The sequence below is a fragment of the bacterium genome (assembly GCA_016124905.1).
Taxonomy (GTDB): Bacteria; Pseudomonadota; Alphaproteobacteria; order Rickettsiales; family RI-342; genus RI-342.
In genome coordinates, this window is sequence record WGMV01000025.1 from 31,012 (window position 1) to 55,954 (window position 24,943).

The 24,943-nt window shown below is 59.7% G+C and carries 26 protein-coding genes; 16 read left to right on the top strand and 10 right to left on the bottom strand.

All coding sequences use genetic code 11. From position 1 onward, the window contains the following. Positions 1-43 precede the first annotated feature (43 nt). Together GC177_06800 and hpt are read left to right on the top strand one after the other, a co-directional pair. Positions 44-817: a DUF3426 domain-containing protein gene (locus GC177_06800; protein MBI1275663.1), complete on the top strand. Its 774-nt coding sequence runs from the start codon at positions 44-46 to the stop codon at positions 815-817. Between the two features lie 48 nt (positions 818-865). Next, positions 866-1,384 (top strand): hypoxanthine phosphoribosyltransferase, encoded by a 519-nt coding sequence (hpt, locus tag GC177_06805; protein MBI1275664.1) that lies wholly within the window; start codon positions 866-868, stop codon positions 1,382-1,384. 3 nt (positions 1,385-1,387) lie between these two features. On the opposite strand, the gene GC177_06810 is transcribed toward hpt, so the two are convergent. From GC177_06810 to GC177_06820, 3 genes are read right to left on the bottom strand one after another with little or no spacing between them, the layout of a single operon-like run. Beyond that, positions 1,388-1,906, bottom strand: a complete 519-nt coding sequence (locus GC177_06810) for a hypothetical protein (GenBank protein ID MBI1275665.1) — start codon at positions 1,904-1,906, stop codon at positions 1,388-1,390. Between the two features lie 60 nt (positions 1,907-1,966). Next, on the bottom strand, positions 1,967-2,635 hold the full coding sequence (locus GC177_06815; GenBank protein MBI1275666.1) for an OmpA family protein: 669 nt from the start codon (positions 2,633-2,635) through the stop codon (positions 1,967-1,969). Between the two features lie 7 nt (positions 2,636-2,642). Continuing rightward, positions 2,643-3,470, bottom strand: coding sequence for a flagellar motor protein MotA (locus GC177_06820; GenBank protein ID MBI1275667.1), 828 nt, complete (start codon positions 3,468-3,470; stop codon positions 2,643-2,645). Between the two features lie 26 nt (positions 3,471-3,496). On the opposite strand from GC177_06820, the gene GC177_06825 reads away from it, so the two are divergent. The 8 genes from GC177_06825 to GC177_06860 are packed head-to-tail and all read left to right on the top strand — an operon-like array spanning position 3,497 to position 11,184. Then, entirely contained in the window at positions 3,497-4,243 is a 747-nt protein-coding gene (locus GC177_06825) for a gamma-glutamyl-gamma-aminobutyrate hydrolase family protein (GenBank protein MBI1275668.1), read from the top strand. Between the two features lie 4 nt (positions 4,244-4,247). Continuing rightward, entirely contained in the window at positions 4,248-5,846 is a 1,599-nt protein-coding gene (locus GC177_06830) for a citramalate synthase (protein ID MBI1275669.1), read from the top strand. A gap of 5 nt (positions 5,847-5,851) precedes the next feature. Then, positions 5,852-6,799, top strand: coding sequence for an AAA domain-containing protein (locus GC177_06835; protein ID MBI1275670.1), 948 nt, complete (start codon positions 5,852-5,854; stop codon positions 6,797-6,799). Between the two features lie 2 nt (positions 6,800-6,801). Next, positions 6,802-7,761, top strand: coding sequence for a DUF58 domain-containing protein (locus GC177_06840; GenBank protein ID MBI1275671.1), 960 nt, complete (start codon positions 6,802-6,804; stop codon positions 7,759-7,761). Then, positions 7,752-8,288 carry a DUF4381 family protein gene (locus tag GC177_06845; protein MBI1275672.1) on the top strand — a complete coding sequence of 179 codons (537 nt, stop codon included), beginning with the start codon at positions 7,752-7,754 and terminating at the stop codon, positions 8,286-8,288. The genes GC177_06840 and GC177_06845 overlap by 10 nt, the downstream gene beginning before the upstream one ends. Next, complete coding sequence (locus GC177_06850) at positions 8,257-9,351, top strand: VWA domain-containing protein (protein MBI1275673.1); 1,095 nt, start codon at positions 8,257-8,259, stop codon at positions 9,349-9,351. The genes GC177_06845 and GC177_06850 overlap by 32 nt, the downstream gene beginning before the upstream one ends. Continuing rightward, positions 9,344-10,429 carry a VWA domain-containing protein gene (locus GC177_06855; GenBank protein MBI1275674.1) on the top strand — a complete coding sequence of 362 codons (1,086 nt, stop codon included), beginning with the start codon at positions 9,344-9,346 and terminating at the stop codon, positions 10,427-10,429. The genes GC177_06850 and GC177_06855 overlap by 8 nt, the downstream gene beginning before the upstream one ends. Beyond that, positions 10,426-11,184: a tetratricopeptide repeat protein gene (locus tag GC177_06860; protein MBI1275675.1), complete on the top strand. Its 759-nt coding sequence runs from the start codon at positions 10,426-10,428 to the stop codon at positions 11,182-11,184. The genes GC177_06855 and GC177_06860 overlap by 4 nt, the downstream gene beginning before the upstream one ends. A gap of 3 nt (positions 11,185-11,187) precedes the next feature. Here GC177_06860 and GC177_06865 read toward each other — a convergent pair whose 3' ends face one another. Continuing rightward, entirely contained in the window at positions 11,188-11,442 is a 255-nt protein-coding gene (locus tag GC177_06865) for a DUF167 domain-containing protein (protein MBI1275676.1), read from the bottom strand. Positions 11,443-11,730: 288 nt separating this feature from the next. Between GC177_06865 and sucC the strand changes: the two genes are divergently transcribed. The 3 genes from sucC (at position 11,731) to GC177_06880 (ending at position 14,202) form a co-directional block, all read left to right on the top strand. After that, positions 11,731-12,909, top strand: coding sequence for an ADP-forming succinate--CoA ligase subunit beta (gene sucC / locus GC177_06870; GenBank protein MBI1275677.1), 1,179 nt, complete (start codon positions 11,731-11,733; stop codon positions 12,907-12,909). 28 nt (positions 12,910-12,937) lie between these two features. After that, positions 12,938-13,813: a succinate--CoA ligase subunit alpha gene (gene sucD, locus GC177_06875; GenBank protein MBI1275678.1), complete on the top strand. Its 876-nt coding sequence runs from the start codon at positions 12,938-12,940 to the stop codon at positions 13,811-13,813. An 83-nt stretch (positions 13,814-13,896) separates the two neighbouring features. Further along, the gene (locus GC177_06880; GenBank protein ID MBI1275679.1) at positions 13,897-14,202 is read left to right on the top strand and encodes a hypothetical protein; all 306 of its coding nucleotides are present in this window, start codon (positions 13,897-13,899) and stop codon (positions 14,200-14,202) included. Positions 14,203-14,219: 17 nt separating this feature from the next. On the opposite strand, the gene GC177_06885 is transcribed toward GC177_06880, so the two are convergent. After that, positions 14,220-14,627, bottom strand: coding sequence for a hypothetical protein (locus GC177_06885; protein ID MBI1275680.1), 408 nt, complete (start codon positions 14,625-14,627; stop codon positions 14,220-14,222). Positions 14,628-14,679: 52 nt separating this feature from the next. On the opposite strand from GC177_06885, the gene GC177_06890 reads away from it, so the two are divergent. Next, positions 14,680-15,555 carry an EamA family transporter gene (locus tag GC177_06890; GenBank protein ID MBI1275681.1) on the top strand — a complete coding sequence of 292 codons (876 nt, stop codon included), beginning with the start codon at positions 14,680-14,682 and terminating at the stop codon, positions 15,553-15,555. Further along, complete coding sequence (locus tag GC177_06895; GenBank protein MBI1275682.1) at positions 15,552-16,262, top strand: N-acetylmuramoyl-L-alanine amidase; 711 nt, start codon at positions 15,552-15,554, stop codon at positions 16,260-16,262. The genes GC177_06890 and GC177_06895 overlap by 4 nt, the downstream gene beginning before the upstream one ends. Here GC177_06895 and GC177_06900 read toward each other — a convergent pair. Further along, positions 16,259-18,073: a M24 family metallopeptidase gene (locus GC177_06900; GenBank protein MBI1275683.1), complete on the bottom strand. Its 1,815-nt coding sequence runs from the start codon at positions 18,071-18,073 to the stop codon at positions 16,259-16,261. The genes GC177_06895 and GC177_06900 overlap by 4 nt on opposite strands. On the opposite strand from GC177_06900, the gene GC177_06905 reads away from it, so the two are divergent. Beyond that, positions 17,932-19,203 carry a BMP family ABC transporter substrate-binding protein gene (locus GC177_06905; GenBank protein ID MBI1275684.1) on the top strand — a complete coding sequence of 424 codons (1,272 nt, stop codon included), beginning with the start codon at positions 17,932-17,934 and terminating at the stop codon, positions 19,201-19,203. The two genes, GC177_06900 and GC177_06905, sit on opposite strands and share 142 nt — an antisense overlap. A gap of 167 nt (positions 19,204-19,370) precedes the next feature. Here GC177_06905 and GC177_06910 read toward each other — a convergent pair whose 3' ends face one another. From GC177_06910 to bamD, 4 genes are read right to left on the bottom strand one after another with little or no spacing between them, the layout of a single operon-like run. After that, positions 19,371-20,282 (bottom strand): methyltransferase, encoded by a 912-nt coding sequence (locus GC177_06910; GenBank protein ID MBI1275685.1) that lies wholly within the window; start codon positions 20,280-20,282, stop codon positions 19,371-19,373. Positions 20,283-20,286: 4 nt separating this feature from the next. Then, positions 20,287-22,395 carry an NAD-dependent DNA ligase LigA gene (gene ligA, locus GC177_06915; protein MBI1275686.1) on the bottom strand — a complete coding sequence of 703 codons (2,109 nt, stop codon included), beginning with the start codon at positions 22,393-22,395 and terminating at the stop codon, positions 20,287-20,289. Beyond that, complete coding sequence (recN, locus tag GC177_06920) at positions 22,396-24,054, bottom strand: DNA repair protein RecN (protein MBI1275687.1); 1,659 nt, start codon at positions 24,052-24,054, stop codon at positions 22,396-22,398. It abuts the gene before it with no gap. 3 nt (positions 24,055-24,057) lie between these two features. After that, positions 24,058-24,888: an outer membrane protein assembly factor BamD gene (bamD, locus tag GC177_06925; protein ID MBI1275688.1), complete on the bottom strand. Its 831-nt coding sequence runs from the start codon at positions 24,886-24,888 to the stop codon at positions 24,058-24,060. Between the last annotated feature and the right edge of the window lie 55 nt (positions 24,889-24,943).

Here is a 24,943-nt window from a genome sequence, read left to right on the forward strand (position 1 = left end):
GAACAAGTTTTTAGTGGATGCATGGCGAAAAATAAACATAATCATGCAGAGCTCCTTTTTACGATGCGCCATGATCATCACCTGCCCGTCTTGCGCGGTTAAATTCTCAGTACCCAATTCCGCCGTGCCCCCGGCCGGCAGGAAAGTCCGCTGCGCGAAATGCAGCCACACATGGCATGTCCTTCCTTCCGATGCCGATGAACCGCCCCCCCTCGCCGCGCCTGCTCCCGCCGCTCCCGCGCCGGAACCGGCCATCAGCGCACCCGCTCCTTCGACCGACGAGCCCATGCAGCCCATCGCGGAATGGGACGATGGCGACATGCCCAAAATCGCCTTCGGCTCCGCCGCGCCTGCGCCGCAGGAAAAAGCGCCGATGGATCCGGGCGTCTTCAAGCTGGCGGCCATGGCCTTCGGCATCGCCGCGTTCGTATTTGGCGCATGGGTATTCAGCGACAAGCTCTCCGGCATGCCCGTGCTTTCCTCGCTCTATGAAATGGCGGGCATCACCGCCACCGATGGCCTCGTCCTCGGCAAGGTCAATGTGCAGGTGCTGCCCGGCCGTAAAGAAAACAGCTACTTCATCACCGGCACCATCCAGAACAAGGCCGAAAACAACCGCATCGTGCCTATTCTGCGCATCAGCCTGAAGGACGCGCAGAACAACATCGTCCATTATGTCAATTACCCCGGCGAGGGCCTCTCGCTTGAGCCGGGCAAATCCGTGCCCTTCTCCGCGGAGATCAAAAATCGCTCGCCACGCGTCACGCATGTCGATATTGACCTGGGCAACACCATCCAACTCAGTATGCGCCCCTAAGAGCACCCCTTTATGATCACCACCGCCGCCGACCTCGCCCCCCACAGCATCGATGTGCTCTACCCGGAAACCGTCATCGCCACGCGCATCAAGGAACTCGCGGCCGACATCGCGCGCGATTACAAAGGCAAGCATCTCACCGTGGTGGCGCTGCTGCGCGGCAGCTTCATGTTCGCCGCCGATCTGATGCGCGCGCTCGCCGCGCATGACATGCGCATCCAGGTGGAATTCATGACCCTGTCCAGCTATGGCAAAGGCACGCAAAGCAGCGGCAAGGTACAGCTGGTGCGCGGCCTGGGCGACGGCATGGAAGGTCGCCACGTGCTGCTGCTGGATGATATTCTGGAAACCGGCAACACGCTCGGCTTCGCCATCGAGATGCTGAACGCCTACGAACCGGCCAGCGTGAGGCTCGCCGTGCTGCTCAACAAGCCGGGCAAGCTTAAGCACCCTGTAAAGGCTGATTATGTCGGCTTCACGGTAGCGGATGAATTCGTCATCGGCTACGGGCTGGACTGGGCAGGCTATTACCGCGAGCTGCCTTATATTGGCGTGGTAAAAAGCTGACTATCAACGCGCGGCGCCATTCTCCAGGGCGCGAATAGCTTCCTGCAGGACGGCATCCACATAACCCTCCGCGCCAAAGCTGTAAACCGTTGCCCCTTCGGCAACCGCTACCTGGGCGCTGATGGTGGCCAATGCGCGGGAAACTGCGAGGATGCTTTCTTTATCACCCTTCATGATCAGCCCTTGAATAGCACCGGCATACGTCTCGCTCAGTGCATATACGGCCTGCATTGACATTCTTGTATTAACCGGGCGCGGCGCATCCGTGGCCTGCCCCTCCAGGGAAATGGAAATATTGCGCCGATCGTATGAGTAACGCAGGTAATAGGCAATCTCACCTGCCACATAGCCAGCTTGAGCCTCGTCCGTAGCGGCCATTAAGCGCGCGTCGTTGGCCATGCATTGAAGCGCGCGCGCCAGCACCCGTGCCACCCCGAGCTGATCGAGATTGTCCAGCGCTTCCACTCTGGGAAAAAGCTCCGCTTCTCCTTGGGAAGCCATGATAATTGCCAAATCCGCCATAAAAACCTTTCCTAAGAGCGTCCCTCATAGGAAGCAATTATGACAAAGCGATGAAAAAGCCTAATCCCGTTCCAGCATAATAGATATGCGCCGGTTAATCGCACGGTTCTCCTCAATCGGATTGCCGTAGCCATCCTTGTTCGGGCGCTTGGGGAAGGTATCGGCATAGCCGCTGGCCGTCAGCCGCCGCGGATCAAACCCTTTGGCGATGAAATAACGCACCACTGCCGCCGCGCGGACGGAAGAAAGCTCCCAGTTGGTCGGGAATGCCGGATTGGTCGGCTGCGTGTCGTCCGTATGCCCTTCCACCACGATGCGGTATTTATCATATTCCACCCGCGCCAGTTCCAGCACCAGATCGTCCAGAATCGGCTTGGCCTTATCGCTGATGGTGGCGGAGTTCGGCTCAAACAGGCTGGCCTCGGTGAAATCCATCATCATGCCGTTGCCGGAATCCTCCATGGTGATTTCCTTGGAGGCCTTATGCTTCAGCAGCAGCGCCTGGATGGCGTCCTTGGCGGTCTCGGTGGTGGCCGCCTCCTGCCCCTTGCCTTTGCCTTCGGTGGCGAATTCGGAAATCAGCCCCTGTTTCACCCCTTCGAAAAGCGAAGGCTGCGGCTTGGAAACGGTGGCCATCAAAATAAAGAACGACATCAGCAACGTCACCATGTCGGCGTAGGTTACCAGCCAATTCTCATCTTCTGGTTTATGTTTCTTCTTGAAAGCCATGGAAACCTTAATGCATCTGCTTGTCGATGCTGAAATGCATGGACGGGTCGAGGTAGCTGTTCAAACGGTCCTGCAGGTAACGTGGGCTCTGCTTCTCGGCGATGCCGACCAGCCCTTCGGCCAGCATCATGTTGCGATGGCGCACGATGCCCTCATTCTGTTCCATCTTGAGCGCGGCGGGCAGAAACACCATCCGCGCGGCCACCACACCATAAAGCGTTGCAAGAAGAGCGACCGCCATCCCCTTACCGATCTTGGACATATCCTCGCCCATATTCTGGAGCATCACCACCATCCCGACCAGCGTGCCCACCATGCCGAACATCGGGGCGGTTGCGGCCATGTTCTTCAGCACGTCCACTACCACGGTCGCGCGCTCATAGGCGCTCTCCACCGCGATTTCCATGATCTCCTTGATCTTGTGGGATTCATAGCCCGTCGCCACCGCGTCCGCACCGAATTTCAGCAGCGGGTTGTTGATGCGCGTGGCCTTTACTTCCTGCTCCAGCGCAACGATCCCTTTGCTTTGCACCACATAGGCCCATTTGATGAGGTACATCACGTCCTGCACCATGCTTTCGCGGCTGGCGGGCGGTTTTTTATACATGTTGATGACGGCCTTCAAAGCCTCGACCACGTAACGGTACTGATAGTTCATGAAAGCGGTCGAAAGCGTGCCGCCGAAAATGATCATGAAGGCAGAAAGGCTCATGAAGGAACGGTAATTATCCGTCTCATGGGCAATGGCGCCCACAAACAGCATAAAACCGAACAAAACGCCTAATAAGGTGCTGGTTGACATTGGCCTATCCTGTGCCATCCTACTGGTACACATCCCTGATAGACCGGATTGATAAAGAAATGGTGAAATCCAGCTTTATGCCGTTGATTGGCATCACGCTCGACCACGAGGAACCGGGCGGCTACGCCCAAAGCCCCTGGTATGCCCTCCGCCAGAATTACAGCGACGCGGTCGCCCGTCATGGCGGCATCCCCTTCATGCTACCATATCATCCTGATTTAGCTGAGAAATACTTGGATATGATTCAGGGTCTCGTCATCACCGGCGGCAATTTCGATATCGACCCCTCCATTTTCGGCGATACCAGCAAGCACGCCACCGTCACCACCAAACCCGCGCGCACACAATTTGAAAGCGCCATGCTTCACGGCGCGCTCAAGCGCAACATCCCCATCCTCGGCGTGTGTGGCGGCGAGCAACTGCTGAATGTCGGGCTCGGCGGCACGCTCATCCAGCATATCCCCGATGCAATCCCCAATTGTCTGGAACATGAGCAGAAAACGCCCAAGCACCTGCCCAGCCACAGCGTGAAGGTCGAAAGCGGCACCCTGCTCCACCGCATCACCGGCAAAAGCGAATTCATGGTCAACAGCACCCATCACCAGGCCGTGCGCGAGCCGGGTAAGGGCGTTGTGGTCAATTGCCGCGCCCCTGATACGGTGATCGAAGGCATCGAAGCACGGGATTATACCTTCTGCCTCGGCGTGCAATGGCACCCGGAATATTTGACGACGGAAGAAGACAATGCCATTTTCGCCGCATTCCTGACGGCCTGCAAACAGTCGGCGAGCGCAAAGGCGGCATAAGAACATGAGTAAGAAAAGCGGCGACTACGTCTATCTTTACGACTCCACCCTGCGCGACGGCGCTCAGGCACGTGGGGTGGATTTCACCCTGTCGGACAAACATGCCATCGCCAAGGCGCTGGATGAATTCGGCATCGATTTCATCGAAGGCGGCTGGCCCGGCGCCAACCCGCTGGATGAAGCCTTCTTCTCCGCCCCGCCCAAACTCAAGCACAGCAAACTCACCGCCTTCGGCATGACCCGACGCGCCGGGCGCAGCGCCAGCAACGACCCCCAATTGCAGGACCTCGTCCAGCAGGAGGTCGGCAGCATCTGCATCGTCGGCAAAGCATGGGATTTTCAGGTGGAAAAGGCCCTCGGCCTCAAGCTTGAAGAAAACATCGCCATGATCGCCGACAGCATCCACGCGGTCGCCAAACACGGCAAGGAAGCCATGCTGGATGCCGAGCATTTCTTCGACGGCTACAAAGCCAATCCGGCATTCGCCATGCGTTGCATCGAAACCGCCCTGCAATCCGGTGCGCGCTGGATTGTGCTGTGCGACACCAACGGTGGCTCCATGCCTTCGGAGATCCATCGCATCGTCAGCCATGTGACCAAACACATCCCCGGTACCCAGCTTGGCATCCATTGCCATAACGACACCGAGCAGGCCGTTGCCAACTCCCTTGCCGCGGTGGAAGCCGGCGTGCGCCAGGTGCAGGGCACCATGAACGGCATCGGCGAGCGCTGCGGCAATGCCAACCTCGTCAGCATTATCCCGAACCTCATGCTGAAAATGGGCCTCCGCACCGGCGTGGGTGAACACAAGCTGCCGCACCTCACGGCCCAATCGCGCATGATCGACGAACGCCTGAACCGCTCCCCCAACCAGAATGCCGCCTATGTCGGCGTGGCCGCCTTTGCGCACAAGGGCGGTCTGCATGCCTCCGCCATCGTGAAGGATTCCCGCACCTACGAGCATATTGCGCCGGAAACGGTGGGCAACAAACGCACCATCATCGTCTCTGACAAGGCAGGCCGTGCCAATGTGGTGATGCGCCTGAAGGAACTCGGCATCAAATGCGACGAATCCGGTCCGGAACTGGAAAAACTCATCAGCGAGCTGAAGCGGCGAGAAGCGGAGGGTTACAGCTACGAAGGCGCGGCCGCCAGTTTCGAGTTGCTCGCCCGCCGTGTGCTGACACCGAACAACGTGCCGGAATTCTTCAAGCTGCAAAGTTTCCGCGTAATGGACGAGCGACGCTTCAACGCGCACGGCAAGGTCGTCACCCTGTCGGAAGCCACCGCCAAGGTGGAAGTCAAAGGCGAGCAGGTGATGACGGTGGCTGAAGGCAACGGCCCCGTGAACGCGCTCGACATGGCGCTGCGCAAGGCGCTTTCCAGCCATTACCCCGTGCTCGAAAAACTGGTGCTGACCGACTATAAGGTGCGCATCCTCACGCCGGAAGCCGGCACCCGCGCCATCACCCGCGTGCTCATTGAAAGCCGTGACGAAAAAGGCCGCGTCTGGACCACCGTCGGCGTGTCCGGCAACGTGATCGACGCCTCCTACGGTGCATTGCATGACAGCCTTTCCTACCGTTTGACGTTAAGAGGATAACCGCCATGCGCGCGCCGTTTGACAAGGTAATCGAAGCCATCCGCCAGCGCGTGGTGGGCATGGATGCCGCCATCGAACAATTACTGGTCTGCCTGCTCTGCGGCGGCCACGGGCTGCTCGAAGGCATGCCGGGGCTGGCCAAGACCACGCTGGTCAAGACGCTCGCCGAAACGCTGGAAGCCGACTTCCACCGCATCCAGTTCACGCCCGATCTGCTTCCCTCTGATGTCGTGGGCACCGATATCTATGTACCGGAAAGCGGCCAGTTCACCTTCCGCGCCGGGCCGGTCTTCCACAACATTTTGCTGGCCGATGAGATCAACCGCGCCCCTGCAAAAGTGCAGTCCGCCCTGCTGGAGGCCATGGGCGAAGGTCAGGTGACGGTCGGTCAGAGCTCCTACGCCCTGCCGGAAGTCTTCATGGTGCTGGCCACGCAAAACCCCATCGAGCAGGAAGGCACCTACCCCCTGCCCGAAGCCCAGCTGGACCGTTTCCTGCTGCACATCCCCATCACCTATCCCAGCAAGGAAGAGGAAAAACGCATCCTCTCGCTGGATGCAAAAATCGCCCCCAACAGCAAGGCAAGCCCCGTCCTGCGGCTCGACCAGGTGCTGGCCGCGCGCAAACAGGCCGCGCAGACCTACATGGACGACAAAATCGCCGATTACATCGTCACCCTCGTGCATGCCAGCCGACAGCCGAAAGCGCTGGACGCCAACCTCGCAGGCTGGCTGCGTTACGGCGCGAGCCCGCGTGCCACGCTGGCGCTTGGCCGCACCGCCCGCGCGCTGGCCTGGCTGCGCGGCGATGAATATGTGCTGCCGCAGCATGTGAAGGCCATGGCCCCCGCCGTGCTTCGCCACCGCATCGGCCTCAGCTTCGAGGCGCAGGCCAGCGGCATCAGCGCCGATCAGGCCGTGGCGCGTCTGCTCGATATCGTTGCCATCGTCTAGCCATGTGGAACGCGCGCAGCCAGCACGCTGACGCGACTCACCCCAGCCTGCCGGGGCTGATGCAATGGCTGGCGCGCGGCCGCACCCTTTCCAACCAGTTGCGCGGCACGCCGATCGCCAGCCTCAGTATGGTGGGCGAAGCGCCCAGCCGCCGCCGTGGCCAGGGCATGATCTTTGATTCCGTGCGTGAATATGCGCATGGCGACGACATTCGCCGCATGGACTGGAAGGTCACCGCCCGCACCGGTCGCGCCCATACCAAGCTTTACGTGGAAGAGCAGCAGCGTCTGGTCGTATTGCTGATCGATGCCACTGCGCCGATGCGCTTCGGCACGCGCGTGCAGTTCAAGCATGTGCTGGCAGGCAACATGGCCGCACTGGCAGCGGGGCTTGCCCTTGGACGCGGCAGCCTGGTGGGTGGCCTCATCTTGACCGATCAGGGCGGCATCGCCATCCCGCCGACACATGGCCCAAAGGCGGCCTACCGCATCCTGCAAGCCCTGTCGGAAGGCAACATGAAACCGTCCATCAACATGCCCGGCAATTTGAGCGCCCAGTGCCAGGCCATCCTCACCCTGCCCTGGTTGCGCCAGGTGCATGCGCGCATCCTCTGGTGGTCGGATTTTCATCAGCACCAGGAAAAAGACGCCGACAACCTGCAACAGCAACTGGCCATCCTCGCCAGACGCCACCGTCCCGTGCTGCTGGCCATCGACGACCCGGCGGATCAGCAATTGCCGCCGCTCTCCGCCCTGCCGCTGGAAGATGCAAGCGGCCGCCGCGTGAAGCTGAACACCGAAAGCCAGAAGCTTCAGCATAGCTACTCACAAATCTGGAAAGACCGCCGCGCCAGCCTGCAACGCATCGCGCAGCTGTGCGGCGTACCGCTCATGGCAACCTCCACCACCACCGAGCTTGGCACCACGCCCATGCTCTGGCGCAAATTGGGAGAATGGCTGTGACGCATGACGAGGCCCTCGCCCAGCTGAAAGATATCAGCCCGATGGATGCAAGCTGGTGGCAGGCGCTGCTGGAATGGCTGATGATCATCGGCGGCGCGGCCATCATCCTTGGGCTCGTGCTCTTTCTCACGCGGCTCATCTGGAAGGAAACCAGAAAACGCCAGCCCGTTATCGCGGTCAACGAACTGCGCCAGACGCTGGAAACGCTGGCCCGGCATGGCAACGTCAACAAAGAAAACATCCTGCTGCTGATGGGCTGCCTCAAGATGCTGGCCATCCGTCAGGCCGGGCGCGATGCCGCCGCCGGGCTAGAGGGCGATGCCTGGCTCGCCTGGCTGGACGAACATGCGAAAAACGGCTTTGCGTGGCAACGAGACGGCGGCGAATTGCTGAAGCAGCTCTACCATCCCAATCCGCCTCCTTCTTCATCTCAGCTATTGCAACAAGCCGCCAAAGCAGGGCTGGAATGGCTCACCCGCCTGGAAACCCCAGCGGATGCAAAAGGTAAAACCGATGCAAAACGCTAGCTTCCATTTTGCATCACCCCTGCAAATAGCATGGCTGTTTATACCCCTGCTTATCTGGCTCGCCCATCGCTTTCTGTTCACGCAAAAAGGCAATGAACCCGAAAGCGGGACCTACCTCTATCACCCCGCCGCGGGCTGGCTGAAAATGCTGATGGAAAAAACGGGCGCCACCCCGCGTCGCGCGCAAACGAACTGGCGCTGGGTCTGGTGGTCATGCGTCTGGCTGTTTCTTACCCTCGCCCTCATGCAGCCGGAAATCCTCCGCAGTCAGACGCGCGTGAAAAGCGAGGGCATCGACCTGGTGCTGGCGACCGACCTTTCCCGTTCCATGTTGGCGCTGGATATGTCGAAGGACTGGCGCGACGCCGACAACCGCGTCACCCGCATGGAGGTGGTGCGCCAGGTGCTCTACCGCTTCGTGGCCGACCGCATGAAGGACCAGCCGGGCGATCGCCTGGGCCTCGTCTGGTTCGGCGAGAATGCCTATGTCGCAAGCCCGCTCACCAACGATGGTGATGCCGTGCTGGAAACGCTGGAAGACATGCAGGTGGGCCTGGTGGGCGATGCCACCGCCATCGGCGATGCCGTGGCCCTAAGTGTTAAAATGCTCAAAACCAGCAACGCCAAAAGCCGCGTCATCATTCTGCTGACGGATGGCGAAAACACCGCCGGTTCCATTCAACCGCTGGATGCGGCCAAACTGGCGAAGGATTACGGCGTGCATTTCTATGCCATCGCCATCGGCAAAAGCGACAAGGTGCCCTTCCCGCAGGAAGGTCCCTTCGGCACCACGGTGATCGAAGCGGAAATGAAAGTGGATGTGGAAACGCTGAAAGAGATGGCCCGCATCACGCAGGGCAGCTTCTTCCGCGCGACCGAGCCCGACGTGCTGAAAGAGGTCTACAACCGCATCAACGCCATTGAGCGCACGGAAAGCGAAAGCACCGTGCTGATGCAGCATGAACCGCTTTTCCGCTGGCCGCTGGGCATGGCACTCGCCGCCATCATCATCCTGCTGCTGCCTCTGGCCAACCCCGTGCAACTGGTGAAACGCCATGGATGAGCAGGGCTTTCATTTTGCGGAACCCAACTGGCTGCTGCTCGGCTTCATCCTGCTGCCGCTGCTCTGGTGGCTGGTGCGCCCGCGTGTGAAAAAGCCCACCCTGGCGGAAAGCTTCGCCGCCTATGCCGATGCACATCTGTTGCCGAAGCTGCTGCGCGGTGGCGGCGGACAGTCTCAGCACGACAGCTCCACCGCCTGGCCGCGTTGGCTCGTCCCTGCCCTCACGCAGCTGGGGGCCGTGCTCATGCTGCTTTCACTCGCAGGCCCGCGCTGGCAGCATGAGGACGTCCCCCTTGCCGCGCCGGATGCCGCTGTGATGCTGGTGGCGGATATCTCCCGCTCCATGCTCGCCGCCGACCTTAAACCCAGCCGCATCGACCGCCTGCGGCAGGAAGGCCTCGACCTTGCGAAACGTTTCACCAGCTTCGGCATTCAGACGGGCCTGATCGCCTTCGCCGCCAGCGCCCACGGCCTTTCCCCGCTCACGCGCGATAACGAAACACTGAAAAGCCTCATCCAGAGCCTGACGCCCGACATCGTGCCGCTCCAGGGCAGCAACACCCCCGCCGCGCTGGAGCTGGCCGACAAACGCCTGCAGCAGATGGCCGCCAAGCACGGCTCCAGCAACCTGCACATCATTTTGATGACCGATGGCGACTTGGCGGACACAAAAAATGGCACCGAACATGCGGTGGAAAAACTGACCGCCTTTGGCAAGGACCATATGCCCGTCATGCTGCATATCTTCCAGTTCGGCACCGGAGCAGGCGCGCCCATCCCCGATGGCGAAGGCTATTATGTGCAGGATGACAAAGGCGCGGCGCACATATCCAAAAGCGATGAGGCCTGGCTGAAGGAACTGGCGAAAAAAACCGGTGGCACCTGGGTGAACGCCACCTATGGGCGGGAGGACACGGACGCGCTTTTTGCCCCCATCATGGCTGGTCTGAAAGGGACCGACCAGCATATGACCTGGCGCATGTGGAAAGAGGGCTATCCCTGGTTTCTCATCCCCGCTATGGCGGCCTTACTGGCTGCCTGGTGGTTGCGCCGCCTTGAAGCGGGAGAAATGCCATGAAATATTTCTGGCCGCTGATCGCCACCATGCTCCCTGCGCTGGCCATCGCGGAAGAGCCCGCATCGCTGCGCGACGACATGAAAGGCCTCTCGCTCTACGAACACCGCGATTACAACGCGGCCGCCGAAGCCTTACACAACGACTACCGCAAGGGCGTGGCGCTTTACAAAGCCGGTAAATATGCCGAAGCCGCCGAGGCCTTTAAACAGGCCGCGCCAGAGGAAAAGCAACCCTTCCCCGCCCTCTACAACTGGGGCAACAGCCAGTTCCAGCAGCACGACTATCAGGGCGCCATCAATGCCTACACTGCCGCCCTCGCCGCCAAGCCGAAAGACCCCGACGCCACCTACAACCTCGAACTCGCCAAAAAAATGCTGCGGCAACAGCAGCAAAAGCAACAAGGCGGCGGCGGCGGGCAGGGAAAACCCAATGAACAGCAGGGCGGCGGCAGCGGCGAAGGCAAGCCGCAGGATGGAAAACCCGAGCAGGGCGAAGGCGGCTCCCCCTATAAACCCGAACAGGGCAACGAGGGCCAGCAGGCCGATTCCTCCCCCGGCGAGAAGCAGGGCGACAAGGACCAGCAGGGTAATCAGCAAAACGACCGCAAACCGGACGAGCAACCGCCCATGCCGTCGGATTACATCATGAACCAGCTCTCCACCAACCCGGCGGAACTGGCAAAAAAACGCATGCAGATGGATGAGATGAACGACCGCCAGGCCCAGCGCAACAGCATGAAGTTGGACCCCTGGTAAACGCTAAAGCGTTTCTATTCTGACAAGCTTGGTACGCCCCGCATGCCCGCGCTCAATCTCGACATGCTGCTTCGATACGTTAAAATACTCCGCCAATAGCTTGATAACGGCATCATTCGCTTTGCCGCCCTCCGGCTGCGCATTGACTTTCACCTTCATGTTAAATCGGCCGTCCTCTTCCCGCTCTTCAAGCACTTCATCCCGTTTCGCGTTGGGAATGACCTTGACGGTAATCCGCCTCACTGCTGGGGCGGCAATTGCTTGTTCTCAACCTTCACAGGCTGCACCTTGCGCTCCTGATGCATGCACCAGTAAAAACCGATGATGCTGACCAGGATGGAAAGGCTGGTGATGGCGGCCATGAGTGCCTCGGGGGTTTAAACGTATCGGATGCGTGAAATTTCAGGATAACCCTAATTCCTGACCGAATGGTTAAAATTTTAGCCAAACATCAAAAATCCATAAGAATCGCGCCAGAGCCGTTGCAATCGAGGAAAACTCTTTTATGGTGCAAGGCATCATAAAATAACGTGAGGGAATCTTCCCATGAATATCCATGAGTATCAGGCCAAAACCATCCTTGCCAAATTTGGCGTCAACGTGCCCCGCGGGCATGTCGCCTTCACGGCGGATGAAGCCGTAAAAGCCGCGGAAAAGCTTTCCTCCAAAGTAACCGTGGTGAAAGCACAGATCCACGCGGGCGGGCGCGGCAAGGCGGGTGGTGTGAAACTGGCCAAGAAACTCTCCGAAGTACGCGAATATGCCGAAGCCATGCTGGGCATGACGCTGATAACGCACCAGACCGGCCCCGATGGCCAGGTGGTTAAGCGCGTCTACATTGAAGAAGGCAGCGATATCGCCGAGGAACTCTACCTCAGCGTGGTGATGGACCGCGCCACTAGCCGCATCACCTTCATCGGCTCCAGCGAAGGCGGCATGGACATTGAAGAAGTCGCCGCCAGCACGCCGGATAAAATTGTTACCGTTTCGGTCGATCCCGCCGCCGGTCTGCAGGCCTTCCACATCCGTCGCCTGGCCTATGGCATGGGCCTGAAGAAAGAGCTGCACAAGGAGCTCTCCACCTTCATCGGCAGTCTGTACAAAGCCTTCGTGGAGACCGATGCCAGCCAGCTGGAGATTAACCCCCTCGTCATCACCTGGGACAACCGGCTGATCGCCCTCGATGCCAAATTCAACTTCGACGACAACGCCCTCTACCGCCACCCGGATATCGTGGAACTGCGCGACGAGGACGAGGAAGACCCGCTTGAGCGCAAAGCCTCCGAATTCGGCCTGAGCTACGTGCGCATGGACGGCAATATCGGCTGCATGGTCAACGGCGCCGGCCTTGCCATGTCCACCATGGACATCATCAAGCTCTATGGCGGCGAACCTGCCAACTTCCTCGACGTAGGCGGTGGCGCGAATAAGGAAAAAGTGACCGAAGCCTTCAAGATCATCCTGTCTGACCCGAACGTGAAAGCCATTCTGGTGAACATCTTCGGCGGCATCATGCGGTGCGATGTGATTGCCGAAGGTGTGATCGCGGCTGCCAAGGAAGTGGGCCTTTCCATTCCGCTGGTGGTACGCCTTGCCGGTACCAACGTGGAAAAAGGGAAAGAGCTGCTGGCCAAATCCGGCCTGGCCATCATCCCGGCGGACGACCTGGCCGATGCGGCGGAAAAAGCCGTAAAGTCCATCAAGGGCAAACAGGCTGCCGCTTAATTTAGAAAATTCATAAGGATACACACACATGGCCATTCTCATCGACAAATCCACCAAGGTCATCTGCCAGGGCTTCACCGGCAAGGAAGGCACCTTCCACTCCGAGCAGGCCGTTGCCTATGGCACCCAGATGGTCGGCGGCGTGACCCCGGGCAAGGGCGGCACCAGCCACCTCGGCCTGCCCGTGTTCGACACCGTGCACGAAGCCAAAGCCAAGACCAATTGCGATGCCTCTGTCATCTACGTTCCGCCTCCCTTCGCGGCCGATGCCATTCTGGAAGCCATCGATGCCAAAGTTCCCCTCATCATCTGCATCACCGAGGGCATCCCCGTGCTGGACATGGTGAAGGTGAAAAAGGCGCTTTCAGGCTCTTCCAGCCGCCTGGTCGGCCCCAACTGCCCGGGCGTTATCACGCCGGATGCCTGCAAAATCGGCATCATGCCGGGCCACATCCACAAGCGCGGCCGCATCGGCATCGTCTCCCGCTCAGGCACGCTGACCTATGAAGCCGTGGCACAGACAACGGCTGCAGGCCTTGGCCAGTCCACCTGCGTGGGCATTGGTGGCGACCCGGTCAACGGCACCAACTTCACCGATGTGCTCGGCCTCTTCCTCAATGACGATGAGACCGATGCCATCATCATGATCGGCGAAATCGGCGGCGATGCGGAAGAGAATGCCGCCCATTACCTGAAGAACGCCAAGAAGAAAAAGCCCGTTGTCGGCTTCATCGCCGGCCGCACGGCCCCCCCGGGCAAGCGCATGGGCCATGCCGGCGCCATCATTGCCGGCGGCAAAGGCGGTGCGGAAGACAAGATCGAAGCCATGCGCTCCGCAGGCGTGGTCGTGTCCGACTCCCCCGCGGCCCTCGGCAAGACCATGAAGGAACTGCTTGCGGCGTAATCGTGCTGCAATAATAATGGATTAGGCTTCCATCCATAACGGGTGGAAGCCTTTTTCGTTTCCTCCATCAAAGGGAGCAGAAAATGACCATTTCCGATGCACTCTTCACGCAGCTTACACAGAATCGCGATACGAGCTTGAGCAACGTGGACGCCTCTTCCGAAGTGATGCAAATGGCTTCGCACATGCAAGCCTTGCGGAATGACTGCCATACCCAGATCATGACTGCGGATGAAACGCTGCTGATTCAGGTCGAAGCAGAAGCTGGTTTGCCTAGCACCCATACCTATAATAAGTTCACCGATCGGTTTTACCTTCAAATCCCCAACAGCATCTTCACCGACGAACAGTTCCAGGCCGTCATGAACGGCTACTGCATGGAATTTTAGCGCCAGCGGGGTTCCGGTTATTTGCCTTTGCCGAGGTTTTTGGCGGCTTCCGCAATCACATCATCCACAATATACACATCATACAGCGGGTCTTTGGCCAGCAGCGTAGTGTCGAAATAGGCGGACAGGGTCGAACGCTCGCTCGCAGGCCGGCTGTCGCGGTCATCCACCCCTTCGCCGCGCGTACTGACATCCAGCGCGATATCCTTAGCCAGCCGCCCGACTTCCGCCGCCAATTCTTTCATAAGCAAAATAACGGCGCGCGCATCCTCTGAATAATCGGAGGGGAAATATTCATGACTGGCGGCGATATGAACATGGTTCTCCTGATCGCGCTCAATATGTACGTCGCCTTTCAGGCGAATGCCGCGCTTACGAAACAGGTTGGCAACTGCTTGCTCTGCTTGTTCGAATAGTTCGCTCATGCCATACCTCCCATGATGCATAAATATTATCCGGCATAAATGTTGCTTTTAGATGAAACCCATTGATTATCTTGGCTGTATACTGGTCGCCGCCCTCTGGGGCGGCAATTTCGTGGCGGCCAAGATCGCCATGGCCCATTACCCGCCCATCATGTATGCCACCATCCGTTTTGGCGGAGTTGCCTTGATGCTGGCCCCTTTCATGCGCTGGCCGGATAAAAAACGCTGGAAGGACCTCAACCTCTTCGCCCTCACCCTCGGCACACTTTATTTCCCCTTCACCTTCAAGGCCATCAACATGGGGCTGGACCTGCCCACCGCCATCCTTACCTCGCAGATGGGCGTGCCCTTTTCCTGCGTCATGGGCGTGGTGCTGCTGAAGGATAAGCTCGGCCCCTGGCGCAGCATGGGGCTGATGATCGCCTTCATCGGCCTGCTGGTCATTGCCGGTTCACCCAATTTGCGGGAGCACATGCTGGCCTTCTGGTTCATGCTCATCGGCGCCTTTTTCTGGAGCCTCTCCAACATCTACATCAAGCGCTTCAATGATATGAAAATATACAACGTCCTCGGCTGGGCCTGCCTGCTGAGCGCGCCACAACTACTTGTTCTTTCTCTGATTTTTGAGGATAATGCGCTGGAAAGCCTGAAAACCACACCCTTTGCCCCTGCCATGGGCATGCTCTATTCCATCGTCGGCTCCACGGTGATCGCTTACGGCCTGTGGTATCGCCTGCTCAGCAAGCACAAGGTCAACCAGGTGGTGCCCTTCTCGCTGCTCGTGCCGTTTTTCGGCATCTCCGCGGGCGTGATCATGCTGAACGAGCCGCTGACGCTCAACACCATCATCGGCGGGCTCATCACGTTGGCGGGTGTGGGCACCATCGTCATCCGCAAACCCAAAATGTTCAGGCAGCAGGAACCATGATGATTCTGCATTCTCCCAACCGTGACGACCGCAGTGAGGAAGCCTCCATCACCATGCTCGTGCTGCACTACACCGGCATGAAAACGGCGCAGGAGGCCATCGACCGCCTGTGCGACCGCGAGGCCAAGGTCAGCGCGCATTACGTGGTGGATGAGGATGGCAGCACCTACCAGCTGGTGCCGGAGGAAGACCGCGCCTGGCACGCGGGCAAAAGCCACTGGCGCGGGCATGAGCGCATCAATGACTGGTCCATCGGTATCGAGATCGTCAATCCGGGCCACGAATTTGGCTACCGCCCCTTCCCCGATGCCCAGATGCATGCCGTCAAGGACCTGAGCCTTGCCATCATCAAGCGCCATCACATCGCCGCGCGCAACGTCATCGCCCACAGCGACATCGCGCCCGACCGAAAGGAGGACCCCGGCGAACTGTTCGACTGGGCCTGGCTGGCCGAATGCGGCGTCGGCCTCTGGCCAGGCGTGACACCGGATAAACGTGAAGGTTGGGAAAGCACGCCGGACTCCATCCGCGTTCTGCAAATCCGCCTGAAGACATACGGTTATGGTGTGGAGGCAACCGGCGAACTCGACGACACCACCATGCAGGTCATCACCGCCTTCCAGCGTCATTTCCGCCAGAACCTCCTCACCGGCATGTGGGACGGCGATTGCGACTGGCGCCTCAACCGACTGCTGGAACTCGCCTAGATTTCACTGCACGCGAGAGCAAGCCAATCACGCTCCGTCTCGTCCAGCATCGGCGCGATGGTGGCGAACACGCGCTTGTGGTAGCCGTTTAGCCAGCTCAGCTCAGCCTCACTCAGCATATCCTTGATGACGAGCTGCCGGTCGATGGGCACCATGGTCAAGGTCTCAAACCCATAAAACGGACGCTGGCTGGAAAGCTCGGGCCTCTCTTCCACCACCACCAGGTTTTCGATACGGATACCGTAATAATCCTGCCGGTAATAGCCAGGCTCGTTGGAAAGAATCATCCCTGGCAGCAACGCCTGCGTGCTGGGCGATTTGCTGATGCGCTGCGGACCTTCATGCACGTTCAGGAAACTGCCCACCCCGTGCCCCGTACCATGGTCGTAATCCAGCCCCTTGTGCCAGAGCGGACTGCGCGCCATCGCATCCAGCTGGCTGCCGGTGGTGCCTTTGGGAAACACGGCGCTTGCCAGGGCGATATGCCCCTTCAGCACCAGCGTGAAATGCTCGCGCATGGCGGGCGTTACATCGCCGATGGCGATGGTGCGGGTAATGTCCGTCGTTCCTTCGCGGTATTGCCCGCCGGAATCGATCAGCAGGATGGAGCCTTCCTCGATGGTGGCCGCACTGGCGGCCTCGGCACGGTAATGCACGATGGCGCCGTTGGGCCCATAACCGGCGATGGTGGAAAAACTAAGGCCCGTGCAGGCTGGGTTGCTGGTACGGAATCCCTCAAGCCGGTCGCCCAGTACCACTTCCGTCAGCCCCTGCCGCAATCCTTCGCGGTAAAACCAGCTGAAGAACCGGCACATGGCCGCGCCATCCATAATGTGCGCCTTGCGCATGCCCTCCACTTCCACGGCATTTTTGCAGGCTTTGGGCAGCTGGCACGGGTCTTCTGCCATCACCAGGTTCACCCCTTCGGCCTGCGCGAGAATCTGCCCGATATTGGCGGGTGTCAGCGTCAAATCCACCCACACGCGGCAGCGGCGGGCCTCCCCCAGCTGGGTCACGGTGGTTTCCAGCAGATTCATGGGCAGAATAGTGGTGTTGCTTCCCAGATGCTCACGCACCGGCTTGTCCACCCGCAGCGCATCGATGAAAATCGTGGCCTGACCTTCCGGTTCATGCTCATTGACGCAAAGCAGCGCGAAACACAAGGCCACCGGCGTGTGCGGCAGGTCGTGCGCGCGGATGTTGAACAGCCAGGCGATGGAATCGCTGGAAGCGATGAAGAGCGCATCCACGTGGCGCTCCTTCATCATGCGGCAGATGTCGCGCCGCTTATCGGCGGAGGATTTGCCGCTATATTCCAGCCCATGCACCTCCACCACGCTGGAAGGCATCGCCGGACGGTCTTTCCAGAGCAGGTCGACCGGGCATTGCGACATCGGCGACATTAGAATGCCCGCCTGCGCCAGCGCATCTTCCATGCGCGTCAGCTGGCTCATGCTGAACAGGCTGGCGTCATAGCCCAGGCGCATGTCTTTTTTCATCTGCTGCTTCAGCCAGTTGACCGGCGTCAGGTCCGCGCTGTTATGCACCTCGTAAAGCTCGGGCGGCAATTGCTGGCTGGCCTGCAGCGTGTAACGCCCGTCCGTGACCAGGGCGGCCTGCTGCGCCGTCACCACCACCGTCCCGGCGGAGCCGTTGAACCCCGTGAGCCATGCCACGCGCTGAGCGGCTTCGGGTGGATATTCGCTCAAAAACTCATCGCCGATGGGCAGGACATACCCATCCACATGCTGCCGGGCCATTTCCGCCCGCAGAGCCTCCAGCCGTTCCTTGCTTTCCAGGATTGATAGCATCAAGCGCTTCTATATCTTGTTATATCCACGATTTTGCATTACAAAATCTACCACTCATCTTAGCATCGATAGGTTTCATGCGGCAATCGCATTTACTGCGCACAGGTCCACAACATGGTGCAGACAGGCTAAAGGCCTGGGTTCTCTGGGTCTTTGTTCTGCTGGCATCCCTCATCATGGTCACCATCGCCTTCCCTGCCCGCGCGCAGGAGCCCTGGGTGGTGCTGATTTATGAGCAGCTTGCCAATGTGCAGGATAACGGCTTCAACGAAATGGCCAACCGCGGCGCCATGCGCGCCAATAAGGAACTTGGCATCCGCGTGGTGGAGCGCACCATCCCCCAGGGCAAAGCCTGGCAGGAATTCTACCGCGAGGTGGCGCGTGAGAAACCCAGCATGATCATCACGGTAGGTTTTGCCCACGTGCGCCCGCTGCTGGACGTGGCGGATGAATTCCCTCAGACCAAATTCACCTCCATCGACGGCCTCGTGCCGCCGGTATTCCCCAACATGCAGTCTGTCATTTTCAAAGACCATGAAGGCGCCTTCCTGGTGGGCATTATCGCCTCGCTCGCCAGCAAAACGAACAAGATCGGCTTCATCGGCGGCATGGACATCCCCCTCATCCGCAATTTCGGCGTGGGCTACGCCCAGGGCGCCCGCTTCGCCGTGCCCAAAATCCAGGTCGACCAGTCCATGATCGGCGACGACCCTACCGCCTGGAACAACCCCATCCGCGCCACCGCGCTTGCGCAAAAGCAATATGAGGCGGGCTCCGATGTCATCTTCGCCGCCGCCGGCGCCTCCACCCTGGCCGTGCTGGAAACCGCCAAGAAACAGGGCAAGCTTGCCATCGGCGTGGATACCAACCAGAATGGCCTCTACCCCGGCTTCGTGCTCACCTCCATGGTCAAGCGCGTGGACATGGCCGTGTTTGAGACCATCAAAAGCCTGAAGCTGGAAAAATGGGAACCGGGCATCAAATACCTCGGCGTAAAGGAAGACGCCGTGGATGTCGCCATCGACACCAACAACGAAAAGCTCATCACCAAAAGCATGAAGGACCGGGTGGAAACCGCCAAGGCCCTGATCAAGGATGGGCTGCTGAAGGTGGATACCTATAGCCCCTGAGTCTGGTCGTATTCATGAGTGACCAGCGTTTAGATACCCCCTCACCCCGTCCCTCTCCCTCAAGGGGTGAGGGAGTTTGGTCCGGGCTTTTTTATGCTTATTGGAAACAAGCGGAATACCCCCCCCTCTCCTTGAGGGAGAGGGACGGGGTGAGGGAGTATCTTCACTCAAGCCAATATCAGTGCACTCCAGTTATCGCGCCGGAATGCATGTTTCAGCTTCATCCCCTGCGCTTCATAAGCAGGCAGCACCATCGGCTCCTGCGCCGTCAGCAGGCCGGAAAGAATGACGATGCCATCCTTCGCGCGCGCTTTCGCTATATCCGGCGCCAGCTGCACCAGCGGCTGCGCCAGGATGTTGGCGGTGATCACCGCATAAGGCGCATAGCGCTTGATGGCCGGATGGTCCAGCCCGTCCGCCTCAATGGCATGGATGCCGCTGATGCCGTTCAGCGCGAAATTCTCTTCCGCCACCTGCACCGCCGTGGGGTCGATGTCGGTGGCCACAATCGTGGCATCCTGCGGCTGCAACCGCCCCATCGCCATGGCCAGCACGCCCGAGCCGGTGCCCACATCCATCCAGTTACCGTCGGGTATATCCAGATGCCCGTTGGCGATCCAGTCCAGCGCCATCAGGCAACCATGCGTGGTACCATGTTCGCCGGAGCCGAAGGCCAGCCCCGCATCCACACAAATGGGCAACACATCGCCAGGAGGCACCTCCTCCACATGCGAGCCATGCACCCAGAAGCGCCCGGCATGGATGGGTTTGAAGGATGCCTGCACCTCCAGCAGCCAGTTGCGGTCATGCACTTCCATCAGGCTCAGTTCCGGCACCACCGCATCCACTGCGGCAAACAGGGGAGCAAGCTTCTGCTTCCACAGGCTGAGGTCGGGCTTCTGCTCCAGCAGCAGCTCCATGCGGCGCGGCTCCGGTTCATCCGGCGTCAGGGTGGAAAGCGACAGGCAGTCGTCGCTCAATGATTCAGCGAAAAAATCCGCCCATGCGGGCTCCACATCGAATGCCAGCGTCCATAGACTGCTGCCCGCCACATGTGCTTTGAAGGGATTGCCCGTCATTTCTCTATCCTGCCATTTCCAGCCATTCGGCCTCGTTGATTACCTTTACACCAAGCTCGGCGGCCTTTTTGGCCTTGGAGCCCGCATCCTCACCCGCCACCAGCATGGTGGTGGAAGACGATACGCTGGATGCCACCTTGGCCCCCAGCCGTTCCGCCACGGCCTTGGCCTCCGCGCGAGACATGCTGGCAAGCGTGCCGGTGAACACCAAGGTCTGCCCGGCCAGCTTGCCACCGCCGGCAATGGCTTCTTCCGGCAGCAGCGTCACGTGCTGCAAAAGCCCGTCCACCACCTCGCGGTTATGGGCCTCATGGAAAAATTCCACCAGCGCCATCGCCACCGTGTCGGCAATGCCGTCCAGCCCTACCAGTTCGGCATAAGCCGGGCTTGCTTCTTTTTCCCCCGCCAGTTGCTGCATGGCGACAAGCCACGCGTCGCCGGTGCCGTAATGCCGCGCCAGTTGCCGCGCCGTCACCTCGCCGATATGGCGAATGCCCAACGCATAGATGAAACGCGAGAGCGGAACCTCCCGCCGTGCGGCAATGGCCGCGAACAGCTTTTGCGCCGACAGGCTACCCCATCCCTCGCGGCGGGATAACGGCAGGGTGCCGACCATGTCGAACAGCTTCCTGTCCCGCTCTTCCAGCGTGAAAATATCAACCGGCGTCCTTACCAGTCCCTCATCCCAGAAGAACTGCACCTGCTTGGCGCCAAGCCCTTCAATATCCAGCGCATCGCGCGAAACGAAATGACGGATGCGCTCCACCGCCTGCGCCGGGCACACCAGCCCGCCCGTGCAGCGGCGCGCCACCTCGCCTTCCTCGCGCACGGCCTCGCTGCCGCATTCCGGGCAATGGTCCGGAAACACATACGCCGCTGCGCCTGCCGGACGCTGGCTCACATCCACGCCCACAATCTGCGGAATCACATCCCCCGCCCGCTGCACCATCACCCGGTCACCCACGCGCACATCCTTGCGCACGATCTCGTCTTCGTTATGCAGCGTGGCGCGCGCCACCATCACGCCACCCACATTCACCGGCTCCAGCTCCGCCACCGGCGTCAGCGTGCCCGTGCGGCCGACCTGGATGGTGATGTTCTTCAGCAGTGTATAGACCTGCTCGGCCGGGAATTTGAACGCAATCGCCCAGCGCGGTGCGCGGGCGGAACTGCCGAGCCGTCTTTGCCATTCAAAGCTGTTTACCTTCACAACAAGGCCATCAATTTCGTAATCCAATGACGAACGCTTACGCAGCATCTCATCGTAGAATTCCATTACCTCTTCATCTGACAAACAACGATGGTCGTGGGATAAATCAACCGGAAAGCCCCATTCGGGAAATTGCTGCAGCATCTCAAGCTGGGTCTTCAAATCATGGGCCGTTGTATAACCCAAGGCATAAAAGAAAGCTCTCAAGGGTCTGGAAGCAGTCACAGCAGGATCAAGCTGCCTGAGGCTACCAGCCGCTGCATTGCGAGGGTTGGCAAAAATCTTTTCACCTCTTGCGGCATGCTGTTCATTAAGCTTCAAAAAATCCGCTTTGCGTATATAGACTTCGCCACGGACTTCCATTACGTCCGGCCAGCCAGAACCCTCAAGGCGCTCGGGAACATCTTTTATGGTGCGAAAATTAGCGGTGATATCCTCACCAATTTCTCCATCCCCACGCGTAGCAGCCTGCACAAGCACACCATGTTCATAACGCGCGGAAAAGGAAAGCCCGTCAATCTTCGGCTCACAAAAAAATTCAATTATTGCGTCATTGGATAGGTTTAAAAAACGGCGAATCTGAGCCGTAAATTCAGAAAAATCCTCTTTGCCAAACGCATTATCCAGCGAAAGCATCGGCACACGATGCTTCACCTTGCCGAAGGCGGAAACCGGCGCCGCGCCCACTTTCTGACTAGGGCTGGCCTTGTTTTTCAGTTCGGGATGCTCCGCTTCCAGCGCCAGCAATTCTCGGCGCAGCGCGTCATATTCCGCATCGCTGATAACAGGCGCATCCTGCTGGTAATAGGCCGCATCATGCCGGGCGATTTCTTTCGCCAGCTCCGCATGGCGGGCTTTGGCTCCCGCCAGCGCAAACATATCGGGGGCCTTGGCGGCGGGCATCTAATCCACCAGTTCCAGCAGCGCATCCGCCGCCGCGCGCGCCTGGTCGGTCACCGATGCGCCGGAAAGCATCCGCGCCAGTTCCTCACGCCTGCCCTGTTCATCCAGCGTGCGCACCTGCGTGGTGGTGTTGCTGCCGTCATTTTGTTTCGACACCACAAAATGCCGCTGCGCGAACGCCGCCACCTGCGGCTGGTGCGTCACCACCAGCACCTGACGGTGCTTGCCCAGCTGCGCCAGGCGCTTGCCGATGGCCTCCGCCGTCGCGCCGCCCACGCCGGTGTCGATCTCGTCAAACACCATGGAAGGAATGCCGTCTACTTCCGCCAGCGCCAGTTTCATCGCCAGCATCAAACGCGACAATTCACCGCCCGACGCCACCTTGGCCAGCGGCCCGGCAGGCTGGCCCGGGTTGGCCGCCACATGGAATTCCACCATCTCCAGCCCGTCGCCGCTGGCTTCCGGCAGGGTTTTGATCGCCACCGTGAAACGTGCCGATGCCATGTTGAGCGGCGGCAATTCCTCCATCACCCGCGCTTCCAGTTTTTTAGCGGAAGCGGCGCGTGCCTTGCTGAGTTTTTCCGCCGCCTTGCGATAGGCTTGTCCGGTTTCTTCCACATTTTTCAGCAGCGCGTCGCAATGTTGCTGGCCATGCTCCAGACTGCCGAGTTGCTCTTTCAGCGCCTGATGCTTGGCGGGCAGTTCATCCACCAGGCATTGATGTTTTCGCGCGGCATCGCGCAATTCGAACAACCGGCTCTCCGCGCGCTCCAGCTCGGCGGCGTCATAGCCGTCATCATCCAGCAGACGCTCCAGCGCATCCATCACTTCCTGCGCATTCAGCATGGCCTGCTCCAGTACCGTATTGACCGGCGCCAGCGCGGCATCCTCCTCGCCCCGGCGCTGCAGAATGCGCTCCGCCCCCGCCAGCATCTGCACCACGGATTTCGGTTGCGACAGGCTTGCCAATGCATCCTTCAGGCTTTCACCGCGTTTTTCGGCCAGCATCATCTGGCGGCGGCGTTCAGCCAACTCTTCCTCTTCACCCGGCTCCGGCGCCAGCTTGTCCAGCTCGGTCAGCACATGGCGCAGGTAATCTTCCTCCGCGCGCAACTTCTCCTGGCTGGCCATGGCTTCGGCTAGCGTCTGTTTTGCCTGCTGCCATTCACGCCACGCACCGCGCATGGCCGTCACCATCTCGCCATGCTGGCCATAAGCATCCAGCAACTGCCGATGGATGCGCGCATCCGTCAACCCGCGCTGGTCATGCTGGCCATGCACTTCCAGCAGCATTTCGCCCAGCTCACGCAACAGCGTAACGGTCACCGCCATATCATTGACAAACGCCTTGCCTTTGCCGCCTGCGTCCAGCACGCGGCGCACATGGATGTTGCCATCCTCGCTTTCGCCCAGTCCATTCTCTTCCAGAAACGCCTGCGCATCCGCCGTTGGAGCAAAACTCGCACCCACCACCGCCTGCTGCGCGCCATGCCGCACCAGCGATGCATCCGCCCGGCTGCCAAGCGCCAGCCCAAGCGCATCCAGCACGATGGATTTGCCTGAACCCGTCTCCCCCGTGAACACATGCAGCCCGGCTTCGAAATCCAGCCCAAGCTGTTCGATCAACACGACATTGCGGATGTCCAGGCGCTGAAGCATGCGTTACAGTCCGACTGCGTCTTTTACCTTATCCCACCAGGGCGTGTCCTGCGGCATCACCACATCCGCGCCCGGGTCGCCCACCAGCAGGCGGTAGCTGTCCACATACCACGGGTTGCCAGGATAGTTATAGCCCAGCACCGCCGCAGCACGTCGCGCATCGTCGCGCATGCCCATCGCCATATAGGCTTCCACCATGCGGTGCAGGGCCTCGGGCACATGGCTGGTGGTCTGGTAATTATCCACCACATAGCGGAAACGTGTGATGGCGGGCAGCCATTCCTTTTTGCGCAGATAATAACGGCCGATCACCATCTCCTTGCCGGCAAGGTGATCGTAAACCAGGTCCAGCTTGATGCGGGCATCCTTGGCATAGTCGGAATCGGGGTAACGGCGCACCACGTCCTGCAGGGCGTCCTGAGCCTTCTGCGTAATCGCCTGGTCACGCAGCGTGTCGGATATCTGCTCGTAATAGCAAAGACCGATCATATAATAGGCGTAAGGCGTCTGCTCACTCGCCGGATAAAGCTGGATATAGGCTTCATACATGGAGATAGCGTCGTCATATTTATTGCGCTTGTAGGCGCCATAAGCCCCCATCAGCTGCGATTTGCGCGCCCATGGCGACAGCGGATATTCCTGCTGCAGGCTCTCAAACACCTTGATGGCGTCGGTGGGTTTATTGTCGTTCAGCAGGTCCATGCCTTCCTGATAGACTTCTTCCGCCGGGCGGCCTTTCACCAGGTCGTTCTTATCCTCGTCGTCGGTGGTGGAGCAGGCGGCCAGCCACAGCAGTGAACAGATGGATAGCAAGCATAGGGAGGATTTCTTCATGCCATGCGCCTTAGGTTATACCGCCCCCTTTGTAAGGAAAGGCAACGGGCCGCGC

Coding starts and splice junctions, on each gene's coding strand:
- GC177_06855 (MBI1275674.1), top strand. CDS start 9,344: ATGGATGAGCAGGGCTTTCATTTTGCGGAACCCAACTGGCTGCTGCTC.
- GC177_06860 (MBI1275675.1), top strand. CDS start 10,426: ATGAAATATTTCTGGCCGCTGATCGCCACCATGCTCCCTGCGCTGGCC.
- GC177_06895 (MBI1275682.1), top strand. CDS start 15,552: ATGATGATTCTGCATTCTCCCAACCGTGACGACCGCAGTGAGGAAGCC.
- GC177_06835 (MBI1275670.1), top strand. CDS start 5,852: ATGCGCGCGCCGTTTGACAAGGTAATCGAAGCCATCCGCCAGCGCGTG.
- GC177_06830 (MBI1275669.1), top strand. CDS start 4,248: ATGAGTAAGAAAAGCGGCGACTACGTCTATCTTTACGACTCCACCCTG.
- sucD (MBI1275678.1), top strand. CDS start 12,938: ATGGCCATTCTCATCGACAAATCCACCAAGGTCATCTGCCAGGGCTTC.
- GC177_06910 (MBI1275685.1), bottom strand. CDS start 20,282: ATGACGGGCAATCCCTTCAAAGCACATGTGGCGGGCAGCAGTCTATGG.
- bamD (MBI1275688.1), bottom strand. CDS start 24,888: ATGAAGAAATCCTCCCTATGCTTGCTATCCATCTGTTCACTGCTGTGG.
- GC177_06845 (MBI1275672.1), top strand. CDS start 7,752: ATGGCTGTGACGCATGACGAGGCCCTCGCCCAGCTGAAAGATATCAGC.
- GC177_06850 (MBI1275673.1), top strand. CDS start 8,257: ATGCAAAAGGTAAAACCGATGCAAAACGCTAGCTTCCATTTTGCATCA.
- GC177_06820 (MBI1275667.1), bottom strand. CDS start 3,470: ATGTGTACCAGTAGGATGGCACAGGATAGGCCAATGTCAACCAGCACC.
- GC177_06815 (MBI1275666.1), bottom strand. CDS start 2,635: ATGGCTTTCAAGAAGAAACATAAACCAGAAGATGAGAATTGGCTGGTA.
- ligA (MBI1275686.1), bottom strand. CDS start 22,395: ATGCCCGCCGCCAAGGCCCCCGATATGTTTGCGCTGGCGGGAGCCAAA.
- GC177_06800 (MBI1275663.1), top strand. CDS start 44: ATGCAGAGCTCCTTTTTACGATGCGCCATGATCATCACCTGCCCGTCT.
- GC177_06900 (MBI1275683.1), bottom strand. CDS start 18,073: ATGCTATCAATCCTGGAAAGCAAGGAACGGCTGGAGGCTCTGCGGGCG.
- GC177_06905 (MBI1275684.1), top strand. CDS start 17,932: ATGCCACGCGCTGAGCGGCTTCGGGTGGATATTCGCTCAAAAACTCAT.
- GC177_06825 (MBI1275668.1), top strand. CDS start 3,497: ATGGTGAAATCCAGCTTTATGCCGTTGATTGGCATCACGCTCGACCAC.
- GC177_06840 (MBI1275671.1), top strand. CDS start 6,802: ATGTGGAACGCGCGCAGCCAGCACGCTGACGCGACTCACCCCAGCCTG.
- recN (MBI1275687.1), bottom strand. CDS start 24,054: ATGCTTCAGCGCCTGGACATCCGCAATGTCGTGTTGATCGAACAGCTT.
- sucC (MBI1275677.1), top strand. CDS start 11,731: ATGAATATCCATGAGTATCAGGCCAAAACCATCCTTGCCAAATTTGGC.
- GC177_06890 (MBI1275681.1), top strand. CDS start 14,680: ATGAAACCCATTGATTATCTTGGCTGTATACTGGTCGCCGCCCTCTGG.
- GC177_06810 (MBI1275665.1), bottom strand. CDS start 1,906: ATGGCGGATTTGGCAATTATCATGGCTTCCCAAGGAGAAGCGGAGCTT.
- GC177_06880 (MBI1275679.1), top strand. CDS start 13,897: ATGACCATTTCCGATGCACTCTTCACGCAGCTTACACAGAATCGCGAT.
- GC177_06885 (MBI1275680.1), bottom strand. CDS start 14,627: ATGAGCGAACTATTCGAACAAGCAGAGCAAGCAGTTGCCAACCTGTTT.